Here is a 14,747-nt window from a genome sequence, read left to right as displayed (position 1 = left end):
GAGAATAAATGGAAAATTTAAATATGGCAATAACAGGCGGTGGAACGGGGGGACACCTTAAAATTGCAAAAATTATAAAAAATGAATTAAATAAAAGAGGATTAAATCCAATTTACATAGGTTCAACCTCTGGGGCAGACAAAGAGTGGTTTAGTGAAGATGAAGGGTTTAGCAAAAAATATTTTCTCTCATCCACAGGTGTTGTAAATAAAAAAGGAATAAAAAAAATAGATTCTTTAATTAATATAATAAAATTATCTTTTCAGGCAAAAAAAATATTAAAAGAAAATAATATAAATGCAGTTTTCAGTGTAGGAGGATATTCAGCAGCCCCGGCAGCTTTTGCCGCTATAACAAGCAATAATCCCCTTTTTATTCATGAACAAAATGCACATATCGGCTCACTTAATAAATTATTAAAACCTTTTTCCAGAAGATTTTTTTCCACATTTTTATATAACGACCCCTATCCTGTGGAACAAATTTTTTTTGAAAAAAATAGAATCAGGAAAAAGCTAAAAACTGTTATTTTTTTAGGAGGAAGCCAGGGGGCGATTGCAATAAACGATTTGGCTTTGTCGCTCGCCCCCGTTTTAAAAGAAAAAAATATTAATATAATTCATCAGACAGGAAAAAGGGATTACGAAAGAATTAAAAATTTTTATGAAAAAAACGGTGTAAAAGCAGACGTTTTTGATTTTTCAAAAGATTTAGCCGATAAAATCACACAAGCCGATTTTGCAATAAGCAGAGCCGGAGCTTCAACACTGTTTGAACTTGTCGCAAACCAGATTCCGACTCTTTTTATTCCCTACCCTTATGCAGCGGGAAACCATCAATATTATAATGCAAAATTTTTAGAAGAAAAAAAAGCGGGATTTGTAATAAGACAAAATGAAATAAACGATGAAAAGATTATAAAAATTCTTTTTGATTCTAACTTAGAGGCTATTTCAAAAAATTTGGCTAAAATAAACAAAAAAAACGGGGCTGAATTTATAATAAATGAAATTTTTAAAACTCTTCATCAATCATAGCGCAAATCATATGTCCGACCATTATATGCATTTCCTGAATTCTTGGCGTATCATAGCTTGGAATAACAATATTCACATCTCCCAAATCTTTCATCTTACCGCCGTCTTTTCCTGTTAAAGTAATAACCTTACAGCCTGTTTTTCTGGCATAATCTATTGCATTTATTACATTTTTTGAATTGCCGCTTGTTGAAATTGCTATTAATATATCATCTTCATTTGCCAACGCTTCTACCTGTCTTGAAAATATTTGTTCAAAACCGTAATCATTTCCTATTGCTGTAAGAGCGGATGTATCGGTAGTTAGAGCTATACCGGCAAGAGCTTTACGCTCTTTTTTAAACCTGCCGCTAAGCTCGGCTGCAATATGCTGAGAATCGGCCGCACTTCCTCCGTTTCCACAAAGTAAAATTTTACCTCCGTCTTTTAAAGAAGCCAAACAAAGCTCGGCCGCACTTACAATATCAGGCAACAGTTTTTCCATTTTTTTAGCTACCTCGATATGATTCATCAAACATTTATTTAACATTTCTCTCCTTTTTTTTACTTTTCATCATGGCCGCTTTTCAAGCAGCCAGATGAGCGTAATTCGCTTTGCTCATTTTCGCTCATTTTCCATTATCCATTTTCCATTTTCAATTGGTATAACTTGGCAACTTAACTACTCACAACTCACTACTCACCATTCCTCACTTTTTTTATAATATTCGTAGTACTTTTCCCCTCAACAAAATCAATGAGTCTTACTTCTTTTGCAATATCGCTTCCTACAACCTCTTTATTTTTATAATCGGCCCCTTTTACCAAAATATCCGGTTTTATTTTTTTAATGAGTTCATACGGGGTATCTTCATCAAAAATAACCACATAATCAACAACCTCAAGAGAAGCTAAAAGATAAGCCCTGTCGTATTCATCATTTACCGGTCTATTAGGACCTTTAAGTCTACTTACTGATTCATTTGAATTAACACCGACTATAAGTTTATCTCCAAGAGCTTTTGCCTTTTGAAGGTATTTTACATGACCTATATGTAAAATATCAAAACATCCGTTTGTAAAAACTATTTTTTTATTTTCAGCCCTTAAAGCATTTGCTATTTTTTCAATTAATTTAAAATCAACTATTTTATAATCCACATTGTTATCTATTCTTTTTTCGGCTTCTTTAATTTCTTCAAGCGACACAGTAGCACTTCCGAGTTTTCCTACTACAACAGCGGCGGCCGCGTTTGCAAAATGCATGGCATTGATTAAATCATCACTTTTATTTAAATAATATCCCAGACTTGCCAAAACCGTATCCCCTGCCCCCGTTACATCATATACTTCTCTTGCCAAAGTAGGCACTTCTACGAAATTATCTGCAAAAAGAGCCATTCCATCTTCACTGAGAGTTACTAACAAATAATCAAGATTCAGCTCTTTTTTAACTTTCCATCCAGCTTTTATTAAATCATCTTTATTTTTTATCTTCATCCCTGCCGCAGTTTCAAGCTCTTTTTTATTAGGCTTTAACATCCACGCATTTATATATTTTGAAAAATCTTTTTTTGGATCAATTATAAGCTTTTTATTATATCTGTTTGCAAGTTTGATTATTTTTTGAGTTAGACTTTTTGTTAAAACACCTTTTTCATAATCGCTTAAAAGAATTATTTCAATATTTTTAATATTTTTATCTAAAAATTCAATTATTTTTTCTTCATATTCTTCACCAATAGGTTCTATTGTCTCTTTATCATACCTGATTACCTGCTGATGGGACGCTATTACCCTGCTTTTTATAATAGTCTCACGCGATTTATCTATAAAAATCCCGTTTGTGTCTATATTTTTTTCTTCTAAAAGCTTTAACATTCTTTTATAATTTCTGCCAATAACACTTGAAACTATCACTTCAGCCTCAAGTGTTATTAAATTATTTACGACATTCCCGGCACCTCCGAGTCTGTCTTCTTCTTTTTCAACTTCCACAACAGGCACCGGAGCCTCAGGGGAAATCCTGTGGCTTTTCCCCCATAGATAATGGTCTATCATAAAATCGCCGACAATTGCTATCATTTCACTTCTTCTTCGTAAATTCGTCTAATTTCAGGTAAATAAGCTTTTATCCCGTCTTCCAGGCTGAATCTCGGATTATAATCCAGATATTTTCTTGTATCTTCAATATCAGCCTGGGTAAAATACTGATACTGCTTTGCATATGGATTTGGAATGTATATATCATCTCTTTCAATACCTAACTCTTTTTTTAATATATCCACAATATCCTGAAAACTTCTGGCCTTTCCGGTTCCCACATTATAAACCCCGTTTTTTTTGGCTGCGCAGGCTTTTATATTCGCCTGAATTACATCTTCAACATATATAAAATCCCTTTTTATTTTATCACTTCCCTCAAACAGTTTTGCACTCTCTCCTTTTAAAAGCTGAAGTCCAAACTGCAAAACCATTGAAGCTGTTTTATTCTTAAAATATTCCCTCTCACCGTATACATTAAAATACCTAAGTCCAATAACTCTAATTTTATCATAATACTCTTTTGCTAAATTATCCATCATAAGTTTGGAAAAGCCGTATACATTATTTGGATTTTCATGCCCCACTTTAAATATTTTAGAATTTCCATAAGTCGCCGCAGAGCTTGCATAAATCATAGAAGCATCTTTTTTAACTACCAAATCCAATAAATCCTTAAAAGCATTTACATTCGTATCTATCATTATTTTCTGATCAAGAACCGTGGTATCTGAAATTGCGGCTTCATGGAATATATAATCAATATCATAAACTTCAAGTCTTTCCAAGTCTTCTTTTTTTGTAATATCTCCGCTGATTACAATCCCCTTGAATCCCAACAGATTTTTAAAATGCCCAAAACTTTTTAAGTTTCCGTTTGAAAAAGTCTCTTCGTTTCTGAATTTATCAAAAACAATTACTTTTGCATCAGGATAATTTTCCTGAAAGTAAAAAGCTAAATTACTGCCTATAAATCCGGCTCCACCTGTAACTAAAACAGTTTTATTATTAAAATCAATATCAACATACTTCATTTCATTCCTTTTTGATTTTTTCAATTATATCAAATAAAGAATTTTTAACTAAATAAGTTTTCCCAACTCCCGCATTTTTCCCGGCTTTAATATCACTTATTTTATCGCCTATCATTATGGAATCTTTTAAAGAAATATTATATTTTTTTGCCAAATTCAAAATCATCCCGGGATTTGGTTTTCTACAGTAACATCCAACATCCGGATGATGGGGGCAAAAAGCGACTTCTTTTATTTCAAACCCCCTTTTTTCAAGTTCATTTAGCATATAATCTGTGAGTTTTTTAAAATCCTCTTCCCTGTAATATCCCCTGCCTATACCTGACTGATTGGTTACAATAAATAAAGTAAAACCTTTATCCTGAAGTAATTTTAATAATTCAAAAATCCCTTCTTTGAATTGAAAATCTTCTATTTTATAAACATAATTTTTATCAACATTTATAACCCCGTCTCTGTCTAAAAAAGCCGCTTTCATTATTATCCTTTAATTTTTAACTTTTCATCATGGACGCTTTTCAAGCAGTCAGATGAGCTTAATTCGCTTTGCTAATTTTCGCTCATTTTCCATTTTCCACAATTTTTAACTTTTCACTTTTCATTTTTCAATTAGCAACTCTTTTGCCGCTTCAATCACCTCACCAGCTTCAATACTTTTCATACATTCATGCGACTTCAAAGGACACTCTCTTTTTTTACAGGGAGCACATTCCAGATTTTTAGTAACTATTTTATAATTTTTACTCCAGGGACTCGTTTCAGTATAATCAGTGGGCCCAAAAACAGCCACAATTGGCACATTGTAAGCCGCCGCTATATGCATAGGCCCTGAATCGTTCGTAACAAAAAGACTAAGTCCCCCAATATATTGGCAAAGCTCTTTTATATTGAGCCTTCCACATAAATTTAAAAAATCCGGATGGTCTAAATTTTTTTCTATATCTTTTGCAATTTCCTCTTCCCCGGGACCTCCAAAAATTATCAGTTTATAATTTTTAAAATAGTTTCCGACCTCGGCAAACTTTTCGGGATACCATCTTTTGGCACTTCCGTATGTAGCCCCGGGATTAATGCCGATTGTGGGTTTTGCAAATTCAAAAGGTTTAAAATCAAGTTTTGGATTATATATTTTATTTTCATTTATTATAGAATTTACATATTTTGAATATTTCTCCACCATATGACCTGAAAAGTTATTGTCAAATGTAAAAGACTTTTTTGCTTTTAATCCTAAAACTTTTGAATATAAACTTCCTCTAAAACTTATAAATAAATCGGCACTTGGAATTTTAAAAAACTGCCTAAACCTGTGTTTTCTATCATCTACAATAACCTCATCAAATTTTTCTTTAAAAAGCTCAGTACTTACAAAACTTCCAAAAAGAATAGATTTTTTAGGTTTAAAATATTCAAGAAGCCCCTCTATCGACCCGCTTGCCATTACGGCATCGCCAAGCCATGTTGGAGATTCAATTAAGAGTTTCATTTATAACCTTAAGTGTTTTTTTCACATTTTTTTCTATACTGAAATTTTTTGAGATATCTTTCATTTCTTTTTGTTTTTCTTTTAATATTTTATCATTTTCTAAAAGAAAATTTATTTTTTCAACAACACTTAAATCATTGGGATTTTCCATTACATTAAATTCAGGCAAAATTTCACTTGCCCCGTTTTGCTTTGTTGTAAATACCACACATTCAAAATTCATAGCTTCTAAAACTACATTGCTGAAAGGTTCATATTTTGTAGGAAAAAGAAAAATATCTGCCATAGAATAAAATTTATCCACATCTCTTCTTGGCCCTGTAAAAATTACTTTTTTTTCAACTCCTAATTCTTTAGCATAATTTTTATAATAATTAATTTTTTTTTCTTTCCCCACAACTAAAAATTTAAAATCTCTTTTAATTTTAGAAATAATTTCAAGCGCTTCTTTTACCCCTTTTCTTTTAAAACCACTGCCAACATAAAGAATAATTTTTTCTTGTTTTAAATTAAATTCTTTTTTTATATTACTAAAATCAGCCTTTTCTTTTAAAGGAATTCCGTTATAAATTACTTCTATTTTTTCAGGACTAATATTATAATATTTAATAATTTGATTTTTAACCATATTAGAATTTGCAATAATTTTTTTAGCATTTTTAAACATTCTTTTTTCTATAAAAAGATAGACTAAATGCAAAGGATTAATTGATTTTTTAGTTTCTAAAAACGCTTTGTGTACCCCATCTCCAGCCCTATAAATATCAGGACATGTGATTCTTTCAAGAGAAAAATAAAATTTATTTTTTTTATTTAAGCAAACCTGCAGGTTATACCAAAATGCCTTTAAAAAGCTAGGCATTATTTTAGGACAATTACAATAAATTACTTCATAATCAATATTTTGTTTTTTAAGCTCATTACTAAGTCTTTCCAAATACCTCTCAGCCCCGCCGAAAGGATTTTTTTTAAGACGAAGAAATGTTAGTTTTTTCATCAATTTCCTTAATAAAATCAACTATTTGTTTGGCCCTGTTTTCCCAAGTAAACTGTTTTCCTGTTTCATAAGCATTTTTAGAAATTTTTTCCAATTTTTCTTTTGGCAAAGATAATATATAATTCAATTTATTTAAAAAATCTTTTTTATCACCTGCTTTAAATAAAAAACCATTTACTCCATCTTTTATTATTTCCTTAATAGGTTCAAAATCACTGGCCAAAACAATATTAGAAGTCATTAAATATTCATAAAGTTTGATAGGTGTAGAAAATTTATTATAATGAGAACTAATATTAGGAATTACTGCTAATTTTACTTCATTTAATAAAATATGTTTAATTTCTTCAGGTTTTTTAAAACCTAAAAATTCAATATTGTTAGCAGCTTTATTTAGCAATTCTTTTTTTCTATTTCCATCTCCTATCATTTTAAGTACAATATTTTTTTTATTTAACACATCTACTAAAAAATCAACTCCTTTCCATTTTTGTAAACTTCCAATATAAAAAATTTCTTTAATTGAAGTAAAATCTTTCTTTTTATATTCAAAAAAATCACAACCATTATGTATAACTTTTTGTAAATTTGAAACATTAAAACTATTATTAATTTCTTTTTTTAAACTTTTATTTATAAAAGTAAGCCCTAAAGTATTTTCATAAACAAATTTTTCTATTTCTCCTATTTTTTTATTTTTAAATTGAAAAATTTCATGACATTCAAAAATAACATTAGCTCCATTTTTTATTAAAAATTCTGCTGTTTTTAAATGTCTTACATAAAAATAATCATATTTTTTTATTTCTTTTTTTAGGTTTAAATTAAAAATTTTATTACTTCTTATAATAAATTTTCTTGGCAACTCTTTTAATTTTAAATTACAACTAAGTTCATAAAAATCTAAAACATTATTCTCACTTTTTTCATAAATTAAAGTAGTATCAACAATTTTAGATAATTCACAAGCTGTATTAACAACAGAAATAGCCCTTGCTTTTTTAGATGGCAATTTTTCAGGATATACGTAAGCTATTTTCATCTTTTTCCTTAAATATTAAATAAAGCATAAAATAAAAAATCAAATATTTAAAATTCCTACCCTCAGCTAATCCTCTTACAAAATAATATCCAACAAAAGACACTAATATTGCCAAAGTAAATAAATTTAAATTTTTATATAATTTAAAAATAAAAACTATACTAAAAGCTAAAAAAGCAATTAATCCCAAAATACCTTCTTTATAAAAAATTTGAAGTAAAAAAGGTTCATCAGACCAATAATGAAAGTTATTTCCTTCTTGAACGCCATATTTTTTAGGCGCATGATAAAAATTAAGAAATCTGTTATATTGATAATTATCAGGACCGCCAACCCCTATAAACAAATTACTATGTTTTAGAAAAATTGGCAACCTTGTTTCAACAATTTTATCCCTTCCGTTTGGATTTAACCCCTGATGAATCTTAGTTTGTATTAAATAAGAATTTTTATAAATTAAATATCCGCCCATTATCAATAAAATAAATACAATTCCTAAATAAATAAACATTTTTTTATAATTAAATTTTAAACTTAATACTACTGCAATTAAAAATATTTCAATAAAAACTGTACCCCATGCACCTCTTGCCCCTGTTAAAAATAATTCAAATAATCCAAATAAAAAAATTATACTTAATAAAAGTTTAAAAATTTTATTTTTTATTAAAAACAAAGAAATAAACACAAAAGGAATCAATATATCAAAATATACAGCCGCTATTCTTTCAAGCCTTATAGAAAAATCTAACTTAGGATTAATTTTAATATACTCATACGCAAATTTAAATACATCAAATACAAAAGCACATATTGTAGCAATAAACAATATATTTTTTAATAATTCTTTTTTTTCTACACTTAATGAAACTAACATAAACAAAAATATATTTAAAAACTCAACTCTAAACTCTTTCCATGATGGCAAAGAATTAGAAAAAGAAAAAATAATAGAAATAATAATTGAAATTAAAATAAAACTAAAAAGAATAAAAAGAGTTTTTTCATCTTGGTAATACTCAATATAAATTTTTTTTATTTTATCAAAATTTAAAAACAAATCTATCAAATAAAATAAAACAGCCCCTGATAAACCAATATATTTTATTGGAGTATATCCATTTATTAAAAATACAAATAGAAAAAGGCTTAAAAAAAATATTTTTATATAATCTAACTTATTTTTCAACACCAATCCCCTTTAATAAATTATCTACCGTATTTTCCCATGTAAAATTATTTTTAACATATTCTCTTGTATTAAATGTCATATTCATAGCTTTTAATATTTTTTCTTTTAATTCTTCTTTATTGTTTATTTCAAATAAAAATCCGTTTTCTCCATTTTTTACTATTTCTTTCATACCCCCATTATTGCTTGCAATTACAGGTACTCCACAAGCCATAGCTTCAATTAAAGTTATTCCAAAAGCTTCTTTTCCAATACTTGGTTGAATAAATATATCAGCTATATTTATATATTTATAAAGCTCTTTATTTTCAATCTCACCTAAAAATAAAACTTTATTTTCTACATTTAATTTTTTTGCTAATTTCTTTAAATTTTCTAATTCTTTTCCTTTACCTATTAAAACATATATAAAATTTTCTGGTAATTCAGGCAATATTTCAATTGCTAAATGAAAACCTTTTAATCCAACAATTCTTCCAACACTTAATAAAATTTTTTTATTTTCCAAATTAAATTTTTTACGCATATCGTTTCTAATTTGTTTATCTGCTTTGAATAATTCTATATCAACACCATTATATAAAACTTTCACTTTTCTTTTGTATCTGTTTTCAATTATTTTTTTATTTGATTTACTTACTGCAAACATATAATCTACATATTTTGAAAAAAATTTATCAAATCCATAAAAATCTTCCCCACCGGAAACAAAAACAGTTTTTATTTCAGGATTTATTTTTTTCATAAAATAACATGTAAAAAAATCCAGTGGTTTATGAATTAAAAAAATATCATATTTTTTATTTTTTAAATAAGAATATGCATTTCTAAAAAAACTTACCCTTTCCCACCATTTCCTAAATCTGTTTCCTAAATCAATAATTTTATCTCTTGGAATAAAATCAAACATTTTCAAAGGAATTTCAACATATTTTATATAGTCTCCTTTGCCTGAGATTATTTCTACTTCATGTCCCTGTCTTATTAATTCTTTAGCAACTTCCCAGTAAAAAGTTTCAATTCCGCCAGTTTTTATGGTTGTAGTTATGTTATACATACAAAATTTCATTTTCTGCTCTTTAAATAATTATTTAATTCCTCATATTTTTCAAAAACCTCATTTACATCAATTAATTGCATTGCAGAATTGTCTCTTTGTTTTTTAGGCAATTTTTGGACAAAACTGCCATTTTTTTGAATAACTTTATGAAGTTCTAAATCCTGATAAGGTCCTATAGTTTTTGAATCTGTAGCTGAAAAAAGTGAAACCGTAGGAGTTTTAAGTGCAATCGCCAAATGCATTGTGCCTGTATCATTTGTAATTAACATCTTTAAATTATTTACAATATTTGCTAACTCTATAATATTTGTTTTTCCGCACATATTTACAATATTTTTATTGCCAACATTTTGTATTATTTTATCTCCCAATTTTTTTTCGTTTTGAGTGCCTAATATTACAATTTTTTCATTATTTTTTAATAATTTTTCAGCCAATTTGCTAAATCTTTCAATCGGCCACATCTTATAAACATCAGCAGCCCCTACTTGAAAACCAATATAATTCTTAAATTGTAAATATTCTTTATTTAAAACATTTCCTATTTTCATCTCTTTTTCAATTATTTTTCCACCTATTTTTTTGATTAAATCTAATCTATCTTCTATAGCATGTTGGTTTTTTTTTATAAAATCATACGATAAATATTTTTTTAAATAATTTTTAGTAGGGTGTTTTAAAATATATTCACTGCCACTTAAAACAGCTAATTGTATATCCTGTGGAGAATTTGAATGAAAAATTAAAGTAATTTTTGGATTATATTTTTTTATTCTAAACATTATTTTAAAAAAATCATTATATTTGCCATTATATTCAATTATTTCATCTATATATTCAAAATTTCTAAATAATGGTGAAAAATTGCTTTTTAAAACTGCAATAATTTTATTATTTGGAAAAGATTTTTTAAGTGATTTTATAGCAGGAGTTGATAGTAATGTATCTCCTAATGCGGTATTTGATATAACTACAAAATTATCATTATCATTAATTTTTAAATATTCTATAGATTTTGCAGGAGATAAAAACAGATTAATTATTTTTTCAAACAAACTCAAATATTCTCCTTAATTTTCTCAACAACAATTTCAGGCTCAATATTTCCAGCAATTTTACTTTCATCCTGAGTTACCAAATCTTTATATCCCCAAGGATACCATTTATTCATATTTGTTTTGCCACTAATTGCAATTGTTTTAACTCCAAGAGCAGGTCCTATATGCATAGCCCCGCCATCAAGACTAACAAATAATTTTACATTGCTGATTAACCCGGCTAAATCTAAAAGACTTTCAGTTTTTATCCATTTAGCTTTACTGTTTTCTTCAAGCCATTTTGCATTTTCAAAATCACTTGGTTCTGCTGTAATTATAATATTTTCATCTAATTTATCAATAACTGCTTTAAATTTTTCTTTAGAATATCTATTTTCTTTAATTCTTGAAGAGATGTGAAACAAAATATAATTTTTATAACCTTTATATTTTTTCTTAAAATTCTCAGGCATATAAAAAAACATTTTTTCATCACCTTGTTTAATTCTCAAAGGTTCTAAACATCTATAACAAAATTCAACTTCATGCTCATTTGGATTTGGAATAATGTGATGTGTAAAATTATCCCTGTTTTTAATATCTTTTACACCAATTCTAATTTTAGCTCTACTTATATTACTAAACTGCTCAGCCGAACTTGAATATCCGCTTCTAAAAACAACTGCCGCGTCATATTTTTCAAAAAAAATTTCACTCATAATTTTTATCTTACCGCCTAATGCTTTAATTTTATCAGATAAATTTTTTTTATGCTTTGGTTTTATGTAAACATAAATTTTATCCACAAAAGGATTTTTATTAATTGCTAAAAAATTATAACTGTTTACCACTATATCAATTTGAGCATCAGGATATTTTTTTCTTAAAGCTTCAATAGCAGGAGTTGTGCAAATTAAATCTCCAATATTATCATTTCTAACAAGCAAAATTTTCATTCAGGTTTTACCTTTGAATATAAATATCCAAAAATTGGATTAGAAAAAATTTTTATCTGTTTTTTTAGCCATCTATCATCTTTTTTTATTGCTATTCTTTTTATTTCATCTAAATTATTATCAGCTAAATTAATTCCTCTTTTTGTAGTATAAAAAATTTTAAAATTTTTTTTTACTAACATTATCAAATTATTATCATATTTTCCTCTTGGCCAGCATAAATGTTTTGAATCAACACCAAGCCTATTTTTTAAAATTTCTTTTGATTTTTCAAACTCTTCTTCCCACGAATATTCTTTACCAAAATAAAAATCCCTATGCGAATGAGTATGTGAGTGAAAATCTAAAACATCACTCATTTTTTCTATTTCATTCCAATTTAAAATAACTGATGAAGGATTAATCTGGACTTCTTTTTTAGCCTCATTATGTTTTAGAGGTTTAAATTCTGATTTTTTTTCACTTGCTTTTTCAATCCATTCAGTTACTAAAAATATTGTGGCTTTTAAATTGTATTTTTTTAAAACAGGATATGCAAAATAGTAATTATCCCTCCATCCATCATCAAATGTAATAAAAACAGCTTTTTTAAATTTTTTTTTGCCCTGTTTAAATTCTAAAAATTCTTTGCTTGTAAGAGTTTTATAATTATTTTCTGCTAAAAACTTCATCTGTTTTTCAAAATTTTCTATGCTACTTGCAATAAAACTATCTTTTTCTAAAATATGATGATACATTAAAACCGGCACACTATTCATTTATAATTCTTTTATACAAATTTTCGGTATCTTTAACCATTTTTTGAGTTGAAAAATTATTTTCTATCCATTCTATTGCATTTTTTGAAAATTCATATCTTAAGTTTTTATTCTCTATTAACTTGATTAACTTTTCTCTTAAATCATTTACATTTTCTTTTTCAAACAAAAACCCTGTCTTACCTTCACTCACACACTCTGGAATTCCACCAACCCTGCTTGCCACAACAGGCACACCGCAAGACTGAGCTTCTAAAAGAGCGGTCCCAAGAGCTTCAAGATTTGAAGGCAATACAAAAATATCAAAATTAGGTAAAATTTTATCTATATCTTCTCTATGACCAAGCATCAAAACTTTATTTTCTAAATTATTTTCTTTTATAAAATTTTTAATATTCATCTCCTGCGGACCATTCCCAACTATTACAATTTTTATATTTTCTAAAGGTTTTATAGCCTCTAATAAATCTATATGTCTTTTTGCAGCCCTTAAAACTGCCACAATTCCTATAATTACAGTATCATTATTAATATTATATTCACCTCTTAAATCATAACCGCTAAAAGGTTTAAACTTATCTGTATCAATACCTGTATAAATAACCTCTAATTTCTCTTTTTTAACCCCTACACTTTCTAAATATTCTTTTACTTGTCTGCTAACACAAACAACTTTATCTGATAAATTATAACTTTTTGCACTTTTTATCGGAGTTAAAAGATGTCTTGTGCGAATTACCTTTACACCGCATAATTTACCTACAATGTTTCCAATCCAAGCATCTTTTCCAGAATGAGTAGAAATAATATCTATTTTTTTATTCTTTACAAAATTTACTAACTGATAAATAGTTTTTAAATTATAAATCTTATTTAATTTAAAATCAAAAAATTCACCTCTTATTTCTTCTTGTCTTTTAAATAAAACGCTATCTTTCTCCACTCCCCAAAAAACTTCAAATTCATCTGAGAGATTATTATTAAGCCTGACAGTCCTTTTTTCCTGTCCGCCCCAGCCTTTTGACGATTCAAGTTCAAGTATTTTCATTTACTTCCTCTATATTTTTTTTGATAAATTCAAAATCAAGTCCGCTTATTAAACATTCGCTTATCTTGCTTCCATTACATCCATCCTGCCCACAAGGAGCACAATCCCAATCTACCTGAATAACTCTATGTTTTCCCATTTTTTGAAATCCGTTTTTTTTATTATATCCACTCTCCATTAAATTATTATCCCAAGGCCCCCAATTAAAAGCCCCGCTCGGTCCAAAAAATGCAATTACAGGGATATCGTTGGCCGCACTTATATGCATTATGGCAGTATCAACTCCTATAAAAAATTTAGCCCTTTTATTAAGAGCAGCTGTCTGTTTTAAGCTAAGTTTTCCACTTAAATCAATTGGATTTGTTTTACATAAAGATTTAATATTTTCTATTTTTTTAATTTCTGCTTCAACAGGAGCTGCCGTTAAAACTACCCTTAAATTTAGCTCCTCTTGAATAAAATCAATAATTTTTGCTGAAATTGTATCATCTATACATTTAAAAAGCCATCTGCTCACCGGATGAAAATGAACAAATTTTTTAGGTAAATTAAAACTGTCAATAAACTCATCATCTTTTTTATCCCAAAAAATTTTAACTCTTTTTTCAAAAATTTTTTTATTTAAAATTCTTATAGCATCTAAATTATTCTCTATTATATGTCTCATTAAAGGAGGATTTTGTAATTTATGAGTAAATGTATTTTTTAAAAAGATATTTTTTTTTGGAGAAAATCCTATTTTTATTTTTGCCCTGCTAAATTTTGCAATAAAAGCCCCTCTATCGCCTTCTGTTGTATTTATTATAATATCATAATTTCTAAAACTTCTTAAAAATTTAAATTCTTCTATTATTCTTTTTAGTTTTGGAAGGGATTTAAAATAACTTCTATCATAAGTAAAAATATTATTAATATTTGGATTTAGCGTTAGCATCTCTTCTGTGCCTTTATTTACTACACAATCAATTTGTGAATCAGGGTAATTTAGTTTTAAATTTTTAATTAAAGGAGTTGTAAGTAAAACATCTCCTATGTTTCTAAATTTTATTACCAATATTTTCAATTTTCCATTTTCCAT

Annotated in this window: 15 protein-coding genes; 1 reads left to right on the top strand and 14 read right to left on the bottom strand. The window is 27.5% G+C overall.

What is annotated here, in order from left to right; all coding sequences use genetic code 11:
- The first annotated feature begins 8 nt into the window (after positions 1 to 8).
- Positions 9 to 1,037, top strand: a complete 1,029-nt coding sequence (murG, locus tag DZ68_RS0104435) for an undecaprenyldiphospho-muramoylpentapeptide beta-N-acetylglucosaminyltransferase (RefSeq protein WP_035907106.1) — start codon at positions 9 to 11, stop codon at positions 1,035 to 1,037.
- Here murG and gmhA read toward each other — a convergent pair.
- The 14 genes from gmhA to rfaQ form a co-directional block, all read right to left on the bottom strand.
- On the bottom strand, positions 1,015 to 1,521 hold the full coding sequence (gene gmhA / locus DZ68_RS0104430) for a D-sedoheptulose 7-phosphate isomerase (RefSeq protein ID WP_369792211.1): 507 nt from the start codon (positions 1,519 to 1,521) through the stop codon (positions 1,015 to 1,017). The genes murG and gmhA overlap by 23 nt on opposite strands.
- A 191-nt stretch (positions 1,522 to 1,712) precedes the next feature.
- On the bottom strand, positions 1,713 to 3,101 hold the full coding sequence (rfaE1, locus tag DZ68_RS0104425; RefSeq protein ID WP_024787443.1) for a D-glycero-beta-D-manno-heptose-7-phosphate kinase: 1,389 nt from the start codon (positions 3,099 to 3,101) through the stop codon (positions 1,713 to 1,715).
- Positions 3,098 to 4,093 carry an ADP-glyceromanno-heptose 6-epimerase gene (gene rfaD, locus DZ68_RS0104420; RefSeq protein WP_024787442.1) on the bottom strand — a complete coding sequence of 332 codons (996 nt, stop codon included), beginning with the start codon at positions 4,091 to 4,093 and terminating at the stop codon, positions 3,098 to 3,100. The genes rfaE1 and rfaD overlap by 4 nt, the downstream gene beginning before the upstream one ends.
- Position 4,094: 1 nt before the next feature.
- Positions 4,095 to 4,571, bottom strand: a complete 477-nt coding sequence (gene gmhB / locus DZ68_RS0104415) for a D-glycero-beta-D-manno-heptose 1,7-bisphosphate 7-phosphatase (protein WP_035907104.1) — start codon at positions 4,569 to 4,571, stop codon at positions 4,095 to 4,097.
- Between the two features lie 120 nt (positions 4,572 to 4,691).
- Positions 4,692 to 5,579 carry a lipopolysaccharide heptosyltransferase II gene (gene waaF / locus DZ68_RS0104410; RefSeq protein WP_024787440.1) on the bottom strand — a complete coding sequence of 296 codons (888 nt, stop codon included), beginning with the start codon at positions 5,577 to 5,579 and terminating at the stop codon, positions 4,692 to 4,694.
- Positions 5,563 to 6,576, bottom strand: a complete 1,014-nt coding sequence (locus DZ68_RS0104405) for a glycosyltransferase family 4 protein (RefSeq protein ID WP_024787439.1) — start codon at positions 6,574 to 6,576, stop codon at positions 5,563 to 5,565. Before DZ68_RS0104405 ends, waaF begins: the two co-directional genes overlap by 17 nt.
- The gene (locus tag DZ68_RS0104400) at positions 6,548 to 7,618 is read right to left on the bottom strand and encodes a glycosyltransferase family 4 protein (protein ID WP_024787438.1); all 1,071 of its coding nucleotides are present in this window, start codon (positions 7,616 to 7,618) and stop codon (positions 6,548 to 6,550) included. The genes DZ68_RS0104405 and DZ68_RS0104400 overlap by 29 nt, the downstream gene beginning before the upstream one ends.
- A complete protein-coding gene (locus tag DZ68_RS0104395) occupies positions 7,593 to 8,807 on the bottom strand; it encodes an O-antigen ligase (RefSeq protein ID WP_156920218.1) in 1,215 nt (404 codons plus the stop codon). The genes DZ68_RS0104400 and DZ68_RS0104395 overlap by 26 nt, the downstream gene beginning before the upstream one ends.
- Positions 8,797 to 9,879, bottom strand: coding sequence for a glycosyltransferase family 4 protein (locus tag DZ68_RS0104390; RefSeq protein ID WP_024787436.1), 1,083 nt, complete (start codon positions 9,877 to 9,879; stop codon positions 8,797 to 8,799). The genes DZ68_RS0104395 and DZ68_RS0104390 overlap by 11 nt, the downstream gene beginning before the upstream one ends.
- A complete protein-coding gene (locus tag DZ68_RS0104385) occupies positions 9,876 to 10,931 on the bottom strand; it encodes a glycosyltransferase family 9 protein (protein ID WP_024787435.1) in 1,056 nt (351 codons plus the stop codon). Before DZ68_RS0104385 ends, DZ68_RS0104390 begins: the two co-directional genes overlap by 4 nt.
- On the bottom strand, positions 10,928 to 11,863 hold the full coding sequence (locus tag DZ68_RS0104380; RefSeq protein ID WP_024787434.1) for a glycosyltransferase family 9 protein: 936 nt from the start codon (positions 11,861 to 11,863) through the stop codon (positions 10,928 to 10,930). The genes DZ68_RS0104385 and DZ68_RS0104380 overlap by 4 nt, the downstream gene beginning before the upstream one ends.
- Complete coding sequence (locus tag DZ68_RS0104375; protein WP_024790786.1) at positions 11,860 to 12,621, bottom strand: polysaccharide deacetylase family protein; 762 nt, start codon at positions 12,619 to 12,621, stop codon at positions 11,860 to 11,862. The genes DZ68_RS0104380 and DZ68_RS0104375 overlap by 4 nt, the downstream gene beginning before the upstream one ends.
- A complete protein-coding gene (locus DZ68_RS0104370; RefSeq protein ID WP_024790785.1) occupies positions 12,614 to 13,669 on the bottom strand; it encodes a glycosyltransferase family 4 protein in 1,056 nt (351 codons plus the stop codon). Before DZ68_RS0104370 ends, DZ68_RS0104375 begins: the two co-directional genes overlap by 8 nt.
- On the bottom strand, positions 13,656 to 14,747 hold the full coding sequence (gene rfaQ, locus DZ68_RS0104365; protein ID WP_236617350.1) for a putative lipopolysaccharide heptosyltransferase III: 1,092 nt from the start codon (positions 14,745 to 14,747) through the stop codon (positions 13,656 to 13,658). The genes DZ68_RS0104370 and rfaQ overlap by 14 nt, the downstream gene beginning before the upstream one ends.

This window comes from Lebetimonas sp. JS085 (genome assembly GCF_000523295.1).
Taxonomy (GTDB): Bacteria; Campylobacterota; Campylobacteria; order Campylobacterales; family Nautiliaceae; genus Lebetimonas.
This window is presented reverse-complemented; position numbering and strand designations above follow the sequence as displayed.

What these genes read in the sequence shown, in the direction of transcription:
- murG (WP_035907106.1), top strand. Translation starts at nt 9, where the DNA reads ATGGAAAATTTAAATATGGCAATAACAGGCGGTGGAACGGGGGGACAC.
- gmhA (WP_369792211.1), bottom strand. Translation starts at nt 1,521, where the DNA reads ATGGAAAAACTGTTGCCTGATATTGTAAGTGCGGCCGAGCTTTGTTTG.
- rfaE1 (WP_024787443.1), bottom strand. Translation starts at nt 3,101, where the DNA reads ATGATAGCAATTGTCGGCGATTTTATGATAGACCATTATCTATGGGGG.
- rfaD (WP_024787442.1), bottom strand. Translation starts at nt 4,093, where the DNA reads ATGAAGTATGTTGATATTGATTTTAATAATAAAACTGTTTTAGTTACA.
- gmhB (WP_035907104.1), bottom strand. Translation starts at nt 4,571, where the DNA reads ATGAAAGCGGCTTTTTTAGACAGAGACGGGGTTATAAATGTTGATAAA.
- waaF (WP_024787440.1), bottom strand. Translation starts at nt 5,579, where the DNA reads ATGAAACTCTTAATTGAATCTCCAACATGGCTTGGCGATGCCGTAATG.
- DZ68_RS0104405 (WP_024787439.1), bottom strand. Translation starts at nt 6,576, where the DNA reads ATGAAAAAACTAACATTTCTTCGTCTTAAAAAAAATCCTTTCGGCGGG.
- DZ68_RS0104400 (WP_024787438.1), bottom strand. Translation starts at nt 7,618, where the DNA reads ATGAAAATAGCTTACGTATATCCTGAAAAATTGCCATCTAAAAAAGCA.
- DZ68_RS0104390 (WP_024787436.1), bottom strand. Translation starts at nt 9,879, where the DNA reads ATGAAATTTTGTATGTATAACATAACTACAACCATAAAAACTGGCGGA.
- DZ68_RS0104380 (WP_024787434.1), bottom strand. Translation starts at nt 11,863, where the DNA reads ATGAAAATTTTGCTTGTTAGAAATGATAATATTGGAGATTTAATTTGC.
- DZ68_RS0104375 (WP_024790786.1), bottom strand. Translation starts at nt 12,621, where the DNA reads ATGAATAGTGTGCCGGTTTTAATGTATCATCATATTTTAGAAAAAGAT.
- DZ68_RS0104370 (WP_024790785.1), bottom strand. Translation starts at nt 13,669, where the DNA reads ATGAAAATACTTGAACTTGAATCGTCAAAAGGCTGGGGCGGACAGGAA.
- rfaQ (WP_236617350.1), bottom strand. Translation starts at nt 14,747, where the DNA reads ATGGAAAATGGAAAATTGAAAATATTGGTAATAAAATTTAGAAACATA.